Source organism: Veillonella agrestimuris (genome assembly GCF_943193065.1).
Lineage (GTDB): Bacteria > Bacillota > Negativicutes > Veillonellales > Veillonellaceae > Veillonella > Veillonella agrestimuris.
In genome coordinates this window covers 1-16339 of sequence record NZ_CALPCS010000018.1, presented here as the reverse complement: position 1 = coordinate 16339, position 16339 = coordinate 1, and the positions used below count along the sequence as shown (strand labels likewise).

General features: G+C 39.7%; 15 protein-coding genes, 1 tRNA gene and 1 riboswitch. Of the genes, 13 read left to right on the top strand and 3 right to left on the bottom strand.

Translation table 11 applies throughout. From position 1 onward, the window contains the following. The first annotated feature begins 140 nt into the window (after positions 1-140). From NFR29_RS07935 to NFR29_RS07880, 12 genes are all read left to right on the top strand, one after another. A tRNA-Arg gene (locus NFR29_RS07935) sits at positions 141-217 on the top strand. Between the two features lie 161 nt (positions 218-378). Then, positions 379-486, top strand: a riboswitch (TPP riboswitch). Between the two features lie 78 nt (positions 487-564). Continuing rightward, positions 565-1869 carry a phosphomethylpyrimidine synthase ThiC gene (gene thiC / locus NFR29_RS07930; RefSeq protein WP_251425391.1) on the top strand — a complete coding sequence of 435 codons (1305 nt, stop codon included), beginning with the start codon at positions 565-567 and terminating at the stop codon, positions 1867-1869. 62 nt (positions 1870-1931) lie between these two features. Beyond that, entirely contained in the window at positions 1932-2129 is a 198-nt protein-coding gene (thiS, locus tag NFR29_RS07925; protein WP_251425388.1) for a sulfur carrier protein ThiS, read from the top strand. A gap of 1 nt (position 2130) precedes the next feature. Beyond that, positions 2131-2901 (top strand): thiazole synthase, encoded by a 771-nt coding sequence (locus tag NFR29_RS07920; RefSeq protein WP_251425385.1) that lies wholly within the window; start codon positions 2131-2133, stop codon positions 2899-2901. Positions 2902-2909: 8 nt separating this feature from the next. Further along, on the top strand, positions 2910-4019 hold the full coding sequence (gene thiH, locus NFR29_RS07915; RefSeq protein ID WP_251425383.1) for a 2-iminoacetate synthase ThiH: 1110 nt from the start codon (positions 2910-2912) through the stop codon (positions 4017-4019). An 18-nt stretch (positions 4020-4037) separates the two neighbouring features. After that, entirely contained in the window at positions 4038-4670 is a 633-nt protein-coding gene (thiF, locus tag NFR29_RS07910) for a sulfur carrier protein ThiS adenylyltransferase ThiF (protein ID WP_251425380.1), read from the top strand. Then, a complete protein-coding gene (gene thiE, locus NFR29_RS07905; protein ID WP_251425377.1) occupies positions 4654-5301 on the top strand; it encodes a thiamine phosphate synthase in 648 nt (215 codons plus the stop codon). The genes thiF and thiE overlap by 17 nt, the downstream gene beginning before the upstream one ends. A 99-nt stretch (positions 5302-5400) precedes the next feature. Beyond that, positions 5401-6810: an MATE family efflux transporter gene (locus NFR29_RS07900; RefSeq protein WP_251425374.1), complete on the top strand. Its 1410-nt coding sequence runs from the start codon at positions 5401-5403 to the stop codon at positions 6808-6810. Positions 6811-7045: 235 nt separating this feature from the next. Beyond that, complete coding sequence (locus tag NFR29_RS07895; protein ID WP_251425371.1) at positions 7046-7744, top strand: aquaporin; 699 nt, start codon at positions 7046-7048, stop codon at positions 7742-7744. Positions 7745-7875: 131 nt separating this feature from the next. Further along, a complete protein-coding gene (locus NFR29_RS07890) occupies positions 7876-8907 on the top strand; it encodes an OmpA family protein (RefSeq protein WP_251425368.1) in 1032 nt (343 codons plus the stop codon). Positions 8908-9110: 203 nt separating this feature from the next. After that, positions 9111-10235 (top strand): AI-2E family transporter, encoded by a 1125-nt coding sequence (locus tag NFR29_RS07885; protein ID WP_251425365.1) that lies wholly within the window; start codon positions 9111-9113, stop codon positions 10233-10235. Positions 10236-10256: 21 nt separating this feature from the next. Then, positions 10257-10916 (top strand): PepSY domain-containing protein, encoded by a 660-nt coding sequence (locus NFR29_RS07880; RefSeq protein ID WP_251425361.1) that lies wholly within the window; start codon positions 10257-10259, stop codon positions 10914-10916. A gap of 178 nt (positions 10917-11094) precedes the next feature. Here the strand turns inward: NFR29_RS07880 and NFR29_RS07875 are convergent, their stop codons facing one another. Both NFR29_RS07875 and sstT read right to left on the bottom strand, forming a co-directional pair. Next, positions 11095-12612 (bottom strand): dihydrolipoyl dehydrogenase family protein, encoded by a 1518-nt coding sequence (locus NFR29_RS07875; protein ID WP_251425358.1) that lies wholly within the window; start codon positions 12610-12612, stop codon positions 11095-11097. A 176-nt stretch (positions 12613-12788) separates the two neighbouring features. Further along, a complete protein-coding gene (gene sstT, locus NFR29_RS07870) occupies positions 12789-14009 on the bottom strand; it encodes a serine/threonine transporter SstT (protein WP_251425355.1) in 1221 nt (406 codons plus the stop codon). 221 nt (positions 14010-14230) lie between these two features. On the opposite strand from sstT, the gene NFR29_RS07865 reads away from it, so the two are divergent. After that, positions 14231-14968 (top strand): ubiquinone/menaquinone biosynthesis methyltransferase, encoded by a 738-nt coding sequence (locus NFR29_RS07865; protein WP_251425352.1) that lies wholly within the window; start codon positions 14231-14233, stop codon positions 14966-14968. 139 nt (positions 14969-15107) lie between these two features. Here the strand turns inward: NFR29_RS07865 and NFR29_RS07860 are convergent, their stop codons facing one another. Further along, entirely contained in the window at positions 15108-15842 is a 735-nt protein-coding gene (locus tag NFR29_RS07860; protein ID WP_251425349.1) for an SIMPL domain-containing protein, read from the bottom strand. Positions 15843-16339: the final 497 nt, after the last annotated feature.

Below are 16339 nucleotides of genomic sequence, written 5' to 3'. Positions count from 1 at the left end.
TATTTTTTTTGCAAAAAAATAATGTTGGTTGTGCCACCTTGATGGTGACACCCCAACATTTATTATAGAACCTTTTTTTTTGCCATTACCTGTACAAATAATACTGTGTATGGTATCATAAATAAAGATTTTATAAACATGGTTCAGTAGCTCAGTTGGATAGAGCAACGGCCTTCTAAGCCGTGGGTCGGGGGTTCGAATCCCTCCTGGATCACCATAGGAAATAAGCGGATAGTTCGATTTGGACTATCCTCTTTCGTGTATATTTGCAATGTTGTGATTAGGTGTTATATAACTTTATAGTTAATAATTTTGCTTTAGGATGAATTGTATTGTGTTTCCACACATTCCATGTTATGCTGTAGTTAATTAAATAATTATGTTTTGCAAGGGAGCCTATGGGATAGGCTGAGAAAGGGCTAGTAGCACCTGACCTTTAGACCTGATCGGGATTATGCCCGCGTAGGAAGCACGCTGACACTTAAAGGGTATCGATCTATTTCGATACCCTTTTTTGTCTACTACGAACATAATCGTAGGCTCTCTTTCGAGAAAGGAGACCTTATGTTTTACACTCAATTGCAAGCAGCTAGGCAAGGCCTGATTACACCACAGATGAAAGTAGTAGCAGAGAAAGAACAGATGTCAGTGGAGGCGTTACGAGAATTAGTAGCTAAAGGACATGTCGTCATTCCTTGTAATAAAAATCATACGTCTATCAATCCGGAAGGAATTGGGAAAGCGTTGCGTACAAAAATCAATGTTAATCTAGGAACGTCTAAAGATTGTATGGATTACCAAGTAGAAATGGAGAAAGTAAACCAAGCCATTGCGTGGGGTGCAGAGTCAATTATGGATTTGTCTACCCATGGCGATACGGCTATATTTCGCCGTATGTTGGGGAAAGAATGTACTACCATGGTAGGCACTGTGCCTATTTATGATAGCGTCATTCATCATCAAAAGGACTTGGCCTTTTTAACGCATGAAGATTTTCTGTCTACCATTCGTCTCCACGCAGAGGATGGCGTCGATTTTATTACCATTCATTGTGGTATTACGAGGAAAACGATTCAACAAATTAAAGAAGTAGGACGGAAATTAAATATTGTCAGCCGCGGAGGCAGCTTGGTCTTTGCTTGGATGAGCATGACAGGCAAAGAAAATCCATTTTATGAATATTTTGATGATATTTTAGATATTTGTGCCGAATATGATGTGACCATCTCATTAGGAGATGCCTGTCGACCAGGTTGTTTAGCGGATGCTACGGATATATGCCAAATCGAAGAATTGATTCGCCTTGGTGAATTGGTGAGACGAGCTAGACAGCGAGGGGTACAAGTCATGATAGAAGGACCAGGGCATGTACCTCTAAATCAAATTCAAGCTAATATGGAAATTGAACAAACCCTTTGTGAGGGGGCTCCTTTTTATGTCTTAGGGCCATTAGTGACGGATATTGCACCTGGTTATGATCATATTACGGCGGCTATTGGTGGTGCTGTGGCAGGCATGCATGGAGCATCATTTTTGTGTTATGTGACGCCAGCGGAACACTTGGCCTTGCCTAATGTAGATGATGTAAAAGAAGGTATTATGGCTTTCAAAATTGCAGCCCATGCGGCAGATATTGCGAAAGGCATCCCTAGGGCTAGAGATAGAGACGATAGGATGGCAGAGGCTAGACAACGCTTAGATTGGGAGGCCCAATATAGCTGTGCTATGGACCCTGAGAAGGCGCGGGCCATTCGTGAAAGCCGAGCTCCTGGTAGTGAACATAGTGAGACGTGTAGTATGTGCGGTAAATTCTGTGCCGTTAGAAGTATTAATAAAGCATTAGCAGAAGATTATATTGATATTATCTAAGCTGGAGTTAGGGATTACTATATTTGTGATATTAGACATTTTCTGAAAATGGAGTGATAGCTATGCAAGTTATGATTAATGGCGCTATGCAAGAAATAGAGAAAACTGTGCTCTCTGATGTACTAAGGGAACTAGGCTTTGGAACGCAAGCGGTGGCAGTGGAGTTGAATGGTGAGATTCTATCCATGGATTCTTATATATCGACGGTAATTACTGCAGCAGATCGATTAGAAATTGTAACCTTCGTAGGAGGTGGCTAATATGGCAGATGCTTTCACAGTAAGGGGGCATACATTTACGAGCCGCCTCCTTGTGGGGACGGGGAAATTTGGCTCTCATCATATGATGCAGCAAGCGATTCAGGCATCGCACACAGATATTGTGACCGTAGCGTTGCGCCGCGTAGGAGGCCATGAAAGTCATGACAACATTCTCAATTATATACCGGAGCATATTCATTTAATGCCCAATACGTCAGGAGCGAGGTCTGCAGAAGAAGCGGTTCGTATTGCTCGGATGGCACGCGCTCTAGGGTGTGGTACATTGATTAAAATCGAAGTCATTCGAGATCAACAGTATTTATTGCCCGACAACCAAGAGACGATTAAAGCCACAGATATACTAGCGAATGAAGGTTTTACTGTATTTCCTTATATGAGTCCTGATTTGATGGATGCAAAGAGGCTCGTTGATGCTGGAGCTGCTACTGTAATGCCTTTAGCCGCACCTATTGGTAGCAATCGAGGATTGGAAACAAAAGGGATGATAGAAATCTTAATCGATGAAATCGACGTCCCTATTATCGTTGATGCTGGCATTGGTAAACCTTCTGAAGCGGCGGAGGCTATGGAGTTAGGTGCTGATGCTGTTCTTGTTAACACCGCTATTGCTAGTAGTGATGATTCCGTACTTATGGCAGAAGCTTTTTATCATGCCGTTATAGCAGGACGACAGGCGTATTTAGCTAAATGTGGAGCCGTACAACGACGAGCTGTAGCATCGTCGCCATTAACGGGATTCCTCCGCGATTGAGGTGGACTATGTCATTTATGTATGAATTGGAAGCACTCAATGAAGAGGTACTATATTATTATTTAGAATCCATCACTGTTACTGATGTAGAACGTATTGTTGCTAAAGAACGTCTTACAAACCGCGATTATTTAGCTCTTTTGTCACCTGCTGCGGGGACTTGTTTAGAATTGTTAGCACAATATGCTCATCGCAAAAGCGTACAATACTTTGGGCACACTATACAATTGTTTACGCCTCTCTATATGGCGAATTACTGTGATAATGGCTGCATCTATTGTGGATATAGTTATTATAGTGATGTTGAACGGGTAAAATTAAACCTTTCTGACATTGAAGCGGAAGGTCGTGCTATTCGCGGCACTGGATTAGAACATATTTTATTATTAACGGGTGAATCGCAGCGTCACACACCGTTGATGTACATCGAAGCAGCTATCCGTAAACTGTCGCCCTTGTTTAGTTCTGTGAATATCGAAATTTATTCCCTATCGAAGGAGGACTATAGTCAACTAGTGAAAGCCGGTTTAGATGGGATGACCATGTTTCAAGAAACCTATAATCCGGCGCTTTATGAAATATTGCATCCGTTTGGGCCGAAACGAAATTTTAAGAAGCGTATCGATACGCCAGAGTTTGCCTGTCAGGCTGGTGTACGGACTGTCACTATTGGCGCTTTGATGGGTCTTGATGAATGGCGTTTAGAGGCTTATAAAACGGGATTGCATGTGCAGTATTTAATGAAGCACTACCCTTACGTTGATCTATCTGTATCGACTCCTCGTATTAGACCTTGCGCCGTAGGCTATACACCTAATTATCCTCTTAAGGACCGAGAATTAGTACAGTACATCTTGGCATTGCGCATTGCCTTTCCTCGATTAGGTATTACTATATCCTCTCGTGAAAGCGCTTATATGAGAGATCATCTAGTCCATCTAGGTGTTACAAAGATGTCTGCTGGTGTGAGTACCGCCGTAGGTGGACACACGAAAGAGACTGCACAAGGGGAATCTAAACAATTTGAAATTAGCGATGATCGCAGTGTACATGATATGGCACGTATGATCCGCAAACAAGGTTACGAACCTATTTTTAAAGATTGGCAATTACTATGAGTGCCATAAGGAGGCTATATGGACGATTATTTTGAACAGGGTTTATTACGGTTTTATAGTCCTCACGAACTTCGTCGATTGCAAAATGCAGTAGTCGGTATTTGTGGTGCCGGTGGCATTGGTTCTAATTGTGCTATAAGTTTAGCGCGTAGCGGTATTCGCCACTTTGTCATTGCCGATATGGATCGAGTGGAGTGGAGTAATTTAAATCGACAAGCCTATGTTTCTCACCATGTAGGACAGTATAAGGTGGATGCTTTAACAGCGTTATTGCATTCTATTAATCCACATATTACAGTAGTGGCTCATAAAGAGCGATTAACGAGAGATAATCTATTAAGGTATATGGGAGATGTTCATATTCTGGTAGAAGCTTTTGATGTGGTGCAGAGTAAAGTAGATTTTTACGAGGCTACTCATGATTTGATGATTCCTCGCATTATGGTGTCTGGTATTGCCGGTATTGGCGGCGTAGCACCGACACAGATTAAACAATTAGGAGAAAATTGCTACATTGTAGGCGATGGTGCAAGCGGTATAGATAGGCTAGCTCCTTTTGCGCCACGGGTGGCTATGGCCGCCAATCAGCAAGCCGATCTAGTACTTGCGCTACTCTTAGATAAGGAGGTGTGTCATGACATATTACCATAGCCGAAAAAGTCGATTAGAAAATGCCTTTGAAAGATGTTCTGTATATGGTATTACAGGTGGTTCTACTGACGTAGTGCCTCTCGTAGAATCTATGTTGGAAGGAGGCATTCGGATTGTTCAATATCGAGAAAAAGGTAAAACACCATCTATTCGATACCATGAAGCGTTGATGTTGCGGCATATAACAGAACGATATGGCGCTTTATTGATTATCAATGATTACATCGATTTAGCCTTAGCTGTCAAAGCCGATGGGGTCCACATTGGACAAGATGATTTGCCTCCGCGCATCGTGAGAACCATTGTGGGAGAATCTATGTTAATCGGATGGTCTACACACAATATTGAAAACCTGGAAAGTGCCAATCGATACAGTGATTGTATCGATTATATTGGCGTCGGACCTGTTTATGCGACCCCCACTAAACCTAATGCTATACCGGTAGGGCTTTCCTATGTAGCCTGGGCAGCGAAACATAGTGTATTGCCGACGGTAGCCATTGGTGGGATTACGGTAGACAATGTTCGTCAAGTTTGGGATCAACAGCCTACTATGGTTTGTGCTGTAAGGGCTATCGTAGAGTCACCACATATGGATATTACTATCGAAGATTTATGTAATGAAAATTAATATCAAAAAATCGACGGACTTCCGTTTTTATCCTATCTTTTGTGATATAATACGTACGAATTTAAGTCTAATTGTATTCATATGTAGTTTGAGGTGTTTATGATAGGGTTGTTAAAAAGATGGTTTTCCGTCGATTTTATTTTGCCTGCATCGGCTCGATTAGGTCCGGTAGGGACGACGAAAGAATTGTATAGCAAGTATTTAAAAATTGCTTGGCCTGCAACATTGCAAGGTCTCATGCTACAAATTATGACCGCTGTTGATCTTTCTATGGTGGGTAGTTTGGGGGCTACTGCATTGGCAGCGGTAGGCATTATGGGACAACCGGAAATGGTTCTTCTCATCGCTTGTCGGGCGTTGTCGGTAGCAGTAACGGCTATTATTGCTCGTCGCTATGGAGAAGGTGATATTAATGGTATGAATGCGGTGTTGAAGCAATCAATTTTGCTCAATTTCATCATGTATGTACCCTTATTATTAGTTGTCTTTTTAAATTTAGAAAATATTTTGCGATTTACTGGCGCAGAAGATAGTTATATTGATAATGCTATTGGTTACGGTACATTTATCGTTATTAGCATGATATTTCAATCCTTTAGTCAAATCGTAGGGGCAGCCCTCATTGGCTATGGTAATTCAAAAGTTATTTTTCAAGCCAATGTAGTCGGGAATGTATTAAATACGATTTTGAATTTCTTCTTGATTTATGGTATTGCTTTCTTCCCGAAACTAGGGGTAGTGGGGGCAGGTGTATCGACTATGGTCAGTTCTGCGGTCATTGCTTTTTTGCTATTGCTTACTATTAGCAAAAGAAATCCAGAAGGACTTACATTACTGCATCCATCGAAGTGGAAATTCGAAAGAAATGTCCTCCACAGCATGTACCACGTAGGAGGCAGTTCTTTTGGGGAGCAATTATTTGAACGTTTTGGTATGTATACGTACACCATGATTGTCGCTTCATTAGGGGCTGTACCGTTGGCGGCGCATTATGTGTGCATGAACTTAATGGATATTTTCTATTACTTTGCTATGGGCCTCGGCTTTGCTGGCGCTTCTCACACAGGTCAAAGTTTAGGACTTAAGCGACCTGACCTAGCTCGTGCCTATGCCTCTATTGGGGGACGTATCGCCTTATTTGTAGGGCTCGTTAGCGCCCTTATTTTCATCGGTCCTGGAGATATATTAGTCCAATTCTATACGCGTGAAAGCGATGTAGTCATCCTCTCCACATCCTTATTAGGCATTATGGGGGTAGCCGCGTTTCCACAAGCATTACAACAAGTCTATGCAGGGGTCTTAAAAGGGGCTGGTGATACGTATTACATTATGCAATACTCCTTGCTTAGTGTATCCATCATTCGTCCCATTGTGACCTATGTTCTTTGTATCGTATTAGGACTTGGTTTGACGGGGGCGTGGTTGTCCTTATGTTTTGATCAGACTTTGCGATTTATTTTCGCTTATGTTCGTTATTTGGGTGGTAAATGGCAATATCGGATTGTGTAACGTAAGGGGTCTTGCTTATGTCATACAAGTAGTAGTTAGAATTATCGTTTTTTAGCGATGATATTGGCATCTTTTTGGTTCTTTCTATGGAATTATAGAAATTTATCATATATTAAATTGAATAAAATTATATCGAAAACTATTGACGAATGAAATAAAAAGACTATAATTAGGGTTGCATTATGAATGCATTATGAATCTCATAATTATTAGTTTTGAAAGAGGGGATTGTAACATGAACAAATATGTTGCTGAATTCTTGGGCACTATGATTTTAGTGTTCTTTGGCACTGGTGTAGCTGTTGTAACAGGTGGCTTCACTGGTGGTATTGGGGCAGGCTTCCTTGGCGTAGCTGCTATCGCATTGGCTTTCGGTTTGACTATCGTAGCTGGTGCATATGCAATTGGTCATGTATCTGGTTGCCACGTTAACCCTGCTGTATCATTAGGTGTATTAATGGCTGGTCGTATGTCTGTAAAAGATTTTATCGCCTATGTGATTGCTCAAGTCATTGGTGCTTTTGCTGGTACAGGTTTATTAAATGCTGTAGTGAAAAGCTCTGCTACACTTCAAGGTTACGGTGCTGATGGTTATGGCGTATTGAGCGGTGTTGGCTTATCCATGGGTGGTGCATTCATCGTTGAAACATTTTTAACATTCGTTTTCGTTCTCGTTATTCTTGGTGTAACAGCAAGCGAAAAAACATCTGCTCTTGCAGGACTTGTGATTGGTGGTACATTGACATTGGTTCACTTGATCGGTATTCCATTGACAGGTACTTCTGTAAACCCTGCTCGTGCATTAGCTCCAGCTGTATTCACTGGTGGTGAAGCATTGTCTCAAGTGTGGTTGTTTATCGTAGCGCCTTTGTTAGGTGGTGCTATTGCAGCTATTTTCCATCGCGCATGGTTTGCTGTAAAAGAAGAGGAATAATTAGTCAGTATATTTTATAAAATAAAATCGATTTTTATATTGATTGAAATCGAAAAAATTTGTAAAATATTCTTATATTATTTTTAAATTAGGATTTAAAAGAACGTAAGAATCCTATGGAGGGTATTATAATGAACAAAAAATTATTAGCATTATTGGCAGTAGCTGCTGTAGGCGTATCCGTTGCAGGTGCTACACCACAAACTCAATTCAACAAAGGTGAATTCCAAGTAGATCTTGGTGCAAACCACATGGAAGACAAAGCGAATACTATCGATGATTCCAAAGCTAAATGGGATTTCGATGGTGGTTTAACATATGCATTGACTGATAAAACTGCATTGCAATACGGTTACCATGGTATGAAACATAAATCTGATGGTGATAGTTATAATGCTGATATGCACGAAGTTAATGTAATCCAATCTTTGAACAAAAACTTCGCAGTATATGGTGGTTGGGGCCGCATTAAACATGAAGATATGGATGCTAACAATATTGCACAAGCTGGTGTAATTGCTAAAGCTCCTATCGGTTCTAAATTAGAAGTGTACGGTAAAGCAGGCATTGGCACTAAAAAAACGACAACTTGGGAAGCAGGTTTAGGTCTTAAAGCAACTGAAGATCTTGACATCAACGCTGGTTACCGTTACATTAACACTGAAATGGATGATGATAACAACATCACTTACCGCGGTCCAGTAGTAGGCTTGTCCTACCGTTTCGGTGGACACAAAGCTGAACCAGCTGCTGTAGTTCCAGCTGTTGTGGCTCCAACTGTGGTTGCTCCTACAGTACAAGAACCAGCTCGTCCAGTAGCAATGAAAGACTACTATGTTCAATCTATCTACTTCGATTCCGACCAATCTGTACCTCGTGCTGACCAAGCTCCTAACTTACAAGCAGCTTTAGACGCAGCTAACCAATATCCAAACAATGCTGTAAAATTGATGGGTAATGCAGATACAGACGCTAATGCAGAATACAACGTTGCATTGTCCGAGCGTCGTATTCAAGACGTAGCTCAATTCTTAGTTGACAATGGCGTATCTGCTGATCGTTTGATTGGTATCGCTAATGGCGACACTAAACCAGTTGCAACTAACTCCACAAGCACTGGTAAAGCTGAAAACCGTCGTGTAGACGTATTCATTAACCGCTAATCCATAAGTTCTACTTATTGAATAGTTAATAAGTCCATCTTATCGTATTTAGATAATGCGATAAGATGGGCTTTTGTGTTATACTAAGGTCATTGAAATAGTGCAATTTGTAATAAATACTTGCAAATTTGCTCAGAATCATATATGATTCACTTATATTGCATACAATGTTTATTGTCTTTGACTAAGAGTGAGTTAATAGTATGGAAAAATTTAAATACTATAAGCAGGTTATTTGGGCCATTGTCTTAGCTGGATTGATGGTACTCATCGCGTTGCGTATATCCGATATCGGAGAAGCGTTGCGAACTATAGGGACTGCTTTTGTGCCACTTATTTTAGGAGGCTGTATTGCCTTTGTTCTGGATATCCTCGTAGTTCGCTATGAACGATGGTTATGGCCTACAAAACGGACTGGCTGGAAAGAGAAGATTCGACGTCCTTTTAGCATTATCTTATCTTTTCTAACAGTGAGCCTTATTATGTATTTCATTGCTCGTATGGCGGTGCCACAATTGATTCATTCCTTGTCTCTCATCGTAGCAGCGATTCCGCAACTCTATGTGGATTTTCAAGCGTGGATTTATCAAACATCAGATACATTAGGTCTGTCTAGTAATCCAACGATTATGGAGGCTTTAAATGATGAAAGTATCGTACAATACTCAAAAGAGTTAGGTACGAAGGCTGGCACATATATTGTAAATACGATGGGCGATGTATTATCATGGACCTTCAATTTGTTTTTAGGTCTTATCTTTGCCATTTATATGTTGCTTGATAAAGAACGATTGATGGGACAGTTCCAACGGATTTTACGAGCCTACGTAGCAAATCCGATTGTGGATCGATTAAATTATTTTGCTAGAGTGGCTATTGAAACCTTTAGTAATTTCTTTGTAGGCCAGTTTATCGATGCTTTATTGCTCGGCATTGCAACGGGGATTACATTGTGGCTCTTTGACGTAAGTTACGCCTTAACGCTGGCTTGTGTAATTGGTCTCACTGGATTGATTCCTATGTTAGGGATTTACATTGGCGGTGTTATGGGTGTAATCATCTTGCTCACTGTAAGTCCTATGGAAGCTTTGATGTATGTCGTCATTATCGAAGTACTCCATCAAATTGAAAGTAATTTCGTATACCCTAAAATTGTTGGTAATTCTGTAGGATTACCTGGATTATGGGTGTTTGCGGCTGTTATTATTGGCACTAGCCTATCAGGCCTAGTAGGTATGCTGATCGGTGTGCCATTGGCAGCTACTTTATATAAATTATTACGAGAAGATGTGTCACGCAGATTGGCAACTCAAAATGCTACACCGTAGTGTGACTATAGGAGGTTTTTAATGAATAAGAAGTTAGTTTCTATGTGTATGACAGGCATAGTGGCAGCAACTTTATTTACTGTTGGTGCATCTACAGAAGTAGAGGCGCGTAAAACTAAACCAGAAACGAGTACAGATATTACGATTCAACGTGAACCAGGCGAATCTGTAGTTATGTCTGTAAGTGCTATTGGCACTATTTTCCAAAACCGCTATCCAAATGCTGCGATCCATTCCATAGAGCTTAATTCCGATAAGCTGTCCTATGTATATAAAGTAGTAGGCTATAGCAAATATCACGAATATAAAATGAATATCGATATTGTCACTGGTTACCAATCGGGGATGTCCGAAGGGGGAAAACCGAAAAAAATTATAGGGGAAATTTTTAACAAAGACAAAGTTATCGATGTATCCCAAGCGGAAGCAATTGCTAAAAGGCAATTAGGTGACGATGCAGTTATGAAAGGTTGGAAGATTGAAGCTACTAACGGGCAAGTTAATTACTATGTAACGATGCATCAGAATGGCAAAAAAATGGTAGTTACATTAAATGCTGAAACTGGTGAGTATATCTCTACAGGTAAAGCGAAAAAATTACCGCCTGAGCCAGACCAAGGATTCGATCGTCGTCGTACAAATATTATTTGGGGCAGTGATGTAGAAATGGATAGAAAATAATAAGTTCTTATCTATATAACGTAAGGTGATATAGTATAACTACAATACGATAAAGTCCATAAAAAGGGCTGTAACAACTGTGGTTTTCCACATGCTGTTACAGCCCTTTTGTTATAAGTATTAGATTGTAGATTCTATGGAGTGTCGTTGTTCATAGAGATACTTTAGTTACGATCTCTTACCAACGATTTTCGTAGAATACTTGTGTCCACATAGCTAATTCAGAAAGCGATGGGTGAGGAGACATTGTTTCACCTATAGTGATGACGGAGTGAGGATCCATTTGACGAATCAATCCTTTAGCACGTAATTCTTTTGTACGAGCAGAACCGATATCTTCATTGATTGCTTTCAATGCAGTTTCACCACTATTCATAAGGTTTACATATGGTTGGAACAAGATTGATGCTTGTGGACCTGTCACATGTACACCAAGGATATTGTTTGTATCTTTATCTACGACGATTTTGATGAAGCCATTATTGATGCTATCTGGTGTAATACCCATAGCAAAGCCTTTAGCAGTCGAGGAGTAGTAGTTTTTACCGGTCCCTACATTGTAGCCTGCTTTAATAGCTTCTTCTTCTGTTAAGCCGACATGACCGATTTCTGGATAAGAGAATGTTACCATTGGTAATACATCATAACGAGCCCAGCGATAATCTTCTGGGGTTTCAGCATAGAAGAGATTGTGAGCAATGATGTCTGCTTCGTAGTTCGCTCTGTGGCGGAATGCTGGCTCGCCGTTGACATCGCCCATAGCATAGATGCCGTCTACCGACGTTTCAAGGAATTCATTTGTTTTAATCCATCCCCCTGGATGTTGTTCAATATTTGTGTTTTCTAAATGAAGTTCTTCGACAGACGGTTTAATACCAGTAGCTATTAAGATTTCTTCTACCCGTGTTTCTGTAATTTCACCAGTGGTACGGTCTTTTGTAACTACAACTTTTTCACCATTTTCTAAACGTACTTCTTCTGTTGTTTGGTTTAATAATACGTTGATACCACGAGCTTTGTAATTTTTGAGAAGATGTTCAGATGCATCAGCATCTTCTTTTGGTACTAAACGAACATTACGTTGAATGATCGTTACATTAGTACCAGCAGAGTCGAAAACGTGAGCAAATTCAGAACCGATAGGGCCAGCACCAAGGATAGCTAATGATTTATATGGTTTTTTTGGATATTTATCGCCAAATAGGCTTTCACTAGATAGATAACCTGCGTCTTTTAAGCCTGGTACATTCGGGATATTACTGTGACCACCAGTGCCGAGAACGATAATAGGGGCCGTGATTTCTTCTGATTCAGTACCATCGTTCATGTGAACTTTCATGACTTTATCGGAAACGAATGTAGCTGCACCGCGATATACGTCGATATTAGGGAAAGCGTTGTAATATTCGTAAATATCGTTGCTTTCATTAATCATGTGCCATACGCGTTTAGACATGAAGTCCCAGTCGAGGGTAGGCTCAGATGTATGAACGCCGATATGTTTAAACTCTTCAATTTCTTGGATCGCATTGGCTGCAGTGACCATTACTTTTGTAGGAATACAACCACGTGTTAAACAAGTACCGCCAAATTTACCTTTTTCAATTTGTGCAATTTTTAGGCTTTTTTTTTGCGCTGCATCTACTACGATATTAGCGCCGCCTGTACCAACAACAATCAAATCATATTGTTTCATGTCGATCCCTTTCTATATTCAAATATTAATTAATATTTATTATCACTATATTTATTATAGCACTACATTCAAAAAAATCAATGTAAGAGCCCTTCTTAACGAATAACATCATGGTGAAAGCAAAAAAAACGACGCTCTTAGGAACGTCGTTTTTGTCTTATGAAAAGGTTAACTAATTATTGCCAATCATCGCGGTAACCGCGCTTTGCATAGTCTGCAGTGGCAGTGAATAAAATATCTGTACTGGAGTTCAATGCTGTTTCTGTAGAATCTTGCAGGACCCCAATAATGAAGCCTACGCCTACGACTTGCATAGCAATATCGTTAGAAATCCCGAAGAGGGAGCAAGCTAGAGGAATCAATAAGAGAGAACCACCAGCTACACCAGAAGCGCCGCAGGCGCCAATGGAGGCGATAATGGACAATAAAATAGCTGTAGGAAGGTCTAATGTAATATTCAATGTATTAGCGGCTGCTAATGTCATAATCGTAATGGTAATGGCTGCACCACCCATATTGATGGTAGCACCTAATGGGATAGATACAGAATACATGTCTGGGTTCAATTTTAAGCGTTTGGCCAAATCTAAGTTAACTGGAATATTAGCAGCAGAGCTACGTGTGAAGAAGGCGTATACTGCAGATTCTCGTAAACATTTGAATACTAATGGATATGGATTGCGACGAAGGTAAAGGAATACGAGCAATGGATTGATAACGAGGGCTACGAAAATCATAGAACCTAATAATAACAATAACAGTTGGACATAACCGATTAATGCATCGACGCCGTTAGTAGCAATGGATTCTGCTACGAGCCCCATAATACCGAGAGGAGCAAAGCGGATGATCCATTCCACTACAGTGGTAACGGCTTTTGCTAAGGACTCCATTACTTCTTTTGTAGCTATTGGCGCATGACGCAAGGCGCCACCAAATAGTAAAGACCAACCTAAGATACCAATGTAATTAGCGCTCATTAGGGCGTGTACAGGATTATCTACGATGTTCTTTAATAATGTTATCATCACTTCCGTAATGCCTTCTGGCGCTTTAGCATCGGCTACACCTGTTACTAAGTTGAGTGTAGTAGGGAACATCCAACTTACGATAACTGCTAGTGCTGCCGATAGGAAGGTGCCTAACAAATAAAGGACAATAACGGAACCCATACCGGTTCGTTGGCCTGTTCTGTGTTTACTAATAGCATTGATAACGAGGAAAAATACTAGGACCGGAGCGATGCCTTTCAGGGCGCCTACAAATAAAGTTCCTAAAAGAGCTAAATCTTTAGCGATGGTTGGCAAGAATAAAGCGGTAAGGATACCGATAATGAGACCTATAATGATTTGTTGGATTAGACTAATTCTGTTAATTGATTTCATAAACCGATTCATAATTGACTCCATAGTTACTCAGGTGAAATATATTGGTAATTTATCTACATAGATTTACTAGAATAGATATACTTTCATAAAAATGAAAGTTTGCTACTAAAGGACATATGTCATTATACAACGAACATTGATTGGTGACAAGTTTTATATGAGGTAGAAATCGATTTATATATTATGCTATAATCTCATAGTATGTAATGTAAGAGATGAAAGTAGAGATTATGAATACGAAAGAATTTACTAGTTACGCAGATAAAGAGGCGTTTGTGCAAGGGGTCTTCTCTAATATTGCGAAACATTATGATATGATGAATACGTTGCTCAGTTTTGGGCAAGATTATTTTTGGCGCAAATTTGCTGTAGAACAAATGAATATCGGTAAGAATCAACACATTATTGATGTGGCTTGTGGCACTTGTGTGTTTACGAAGGAAGCACTGCGCCAAGAACCGACTTTAATGGTAGAAGCCTTAGATTTTAATCGAGAAATGCTAAATCAAGGTCGCCTTCGCATCGATAAGGCAGGCTTGTTAGATCAAGTGAACCTCGTGCAAGGGGATGCTATGGCGTTACCGTATGAGGATAATTCTTTCGATGCTGCTATGAGTGGTTTTGCTATGCGCAATGTGCCGGATATTAAACAAGTGCTGAAAGAAATGCAACGAGTTGTAAAGCCAGGTGGAAAAGTAGTTGTATTGGAATTAGCTAAACCGAGTATGATAGGATTTAAGCAATTGTATAATTTTTATTTTTCCTATATTTTGCCAATTATTGGAAAGTTGAGTAAAGACAATTCTTCCTATGCGTGGCTACCAGAATCGTTACGCCGCTATCCACATCAATCGGAGATTTTAGAAATTTGGAAATCTTTAGGTTATGAAGATGCGACTTATCATGAATTGACTGGTGGTATTGTAGCTGTTCATGTTGGTACAGTACCAATCCGTAATCATCAATAAATAGAGTAAAGATAGTTCTTGTAATTATTTTAGAAAATAAAAAAGGGGCTGTAACAGAATGCGGTTTTATCGCATTCTGTTACAGCCCCTTTTCTTTTATATAGATTTTAATGTTTATTTAGTCTATATAAGGGCTATATTATTGTAAGTAGAATGTCATATCTGCATCTTGAGATACGATAAGGGAACCTTGTTCAGTTGGTGTAGCTGTACTTAATGCAGCGGAATCAGCGTATTTAACTGCGCGATATTGGTAACCGTTGATTGGAGCCGTTTGAGCTGGTGTAATAGATACAGATTTTACAGGACCTAATGTGCGACCTAAAGCAGCAGCAATTACTTCGGCTTTATGACGACCATTTTTTACTGCTTCTGTAGTTAATGCATCAGTTAATTGTTGAGATGGATCATTTTGGTAAGACAAATTGTTAATATCGTTCGCACCAACGCTAACTGCTGCATCGATAGCTTTGCCTACATTGTTAAGATCGTTAATTTTTACTGTTACATTGTTATGGATACGGTAACCAGTGTTTATACGTTTTCCTTCTTGGTAGTCAGATGTTGTGTTGATAGAAATATTAGATGTGTAAATATCGTTTTTCGCGATACCTAAACCGCTCAATTTGGAAATAAGGTTGCTCATAATGCTATCATTATTAGATTTTGCAGTGTTGATATTTGCATTTTCGCTAGTAATACCTAATGTAAGGATTGCATATGTTGGCGCTACAGAGCGGGATGCAGTACCAGATACATGGATTTCTGGTGTGTCAAATGTACCTGCTGGGGCAGCGAAAGATGCTGTTGCCATAGTAGCGCATACAGCAGCCATAGTCATAGTTTTTTTGATAAAAGATTTAGAGATTTTCATAATGTACTCCTTGTTGTTATTGATGTGTTTCTAACTAACTATATTATATCGTAAAACAATATATACTCATAGCTTAGCAGATATCAAAGTATCTTAACATTTGCTATGAAGCGCTATATTATACAGTGTATAGCGAGCATTGATGTTGATGCTAGAAACATTGTACACAATTAAAATAAATAAATCAATAGGAAAATGGGAATAAAATGAAGTTCTTTAATATAAGAAAAAAGTACTTGCTTAAAAATAGTAGAGTGTACTATAATGGCAATACAGTCGCTAATGACTCTGTAGAGTTTTGGTAACTCTATAAGGGAGCGGCTTATTAATTTTATTAGGTGAGAGTGTTTTCTACTAATAAAAATTAAATAAAAGATTATAAAAAAGTGTTGACTCACTATAGTAAATATGATATTATAATCTAGTCGCCAATCGGCGGACCTAGTAAATGATAGGTCCGAAGGTGGTAACAGATCTTTGAAAACTGAACAATGATA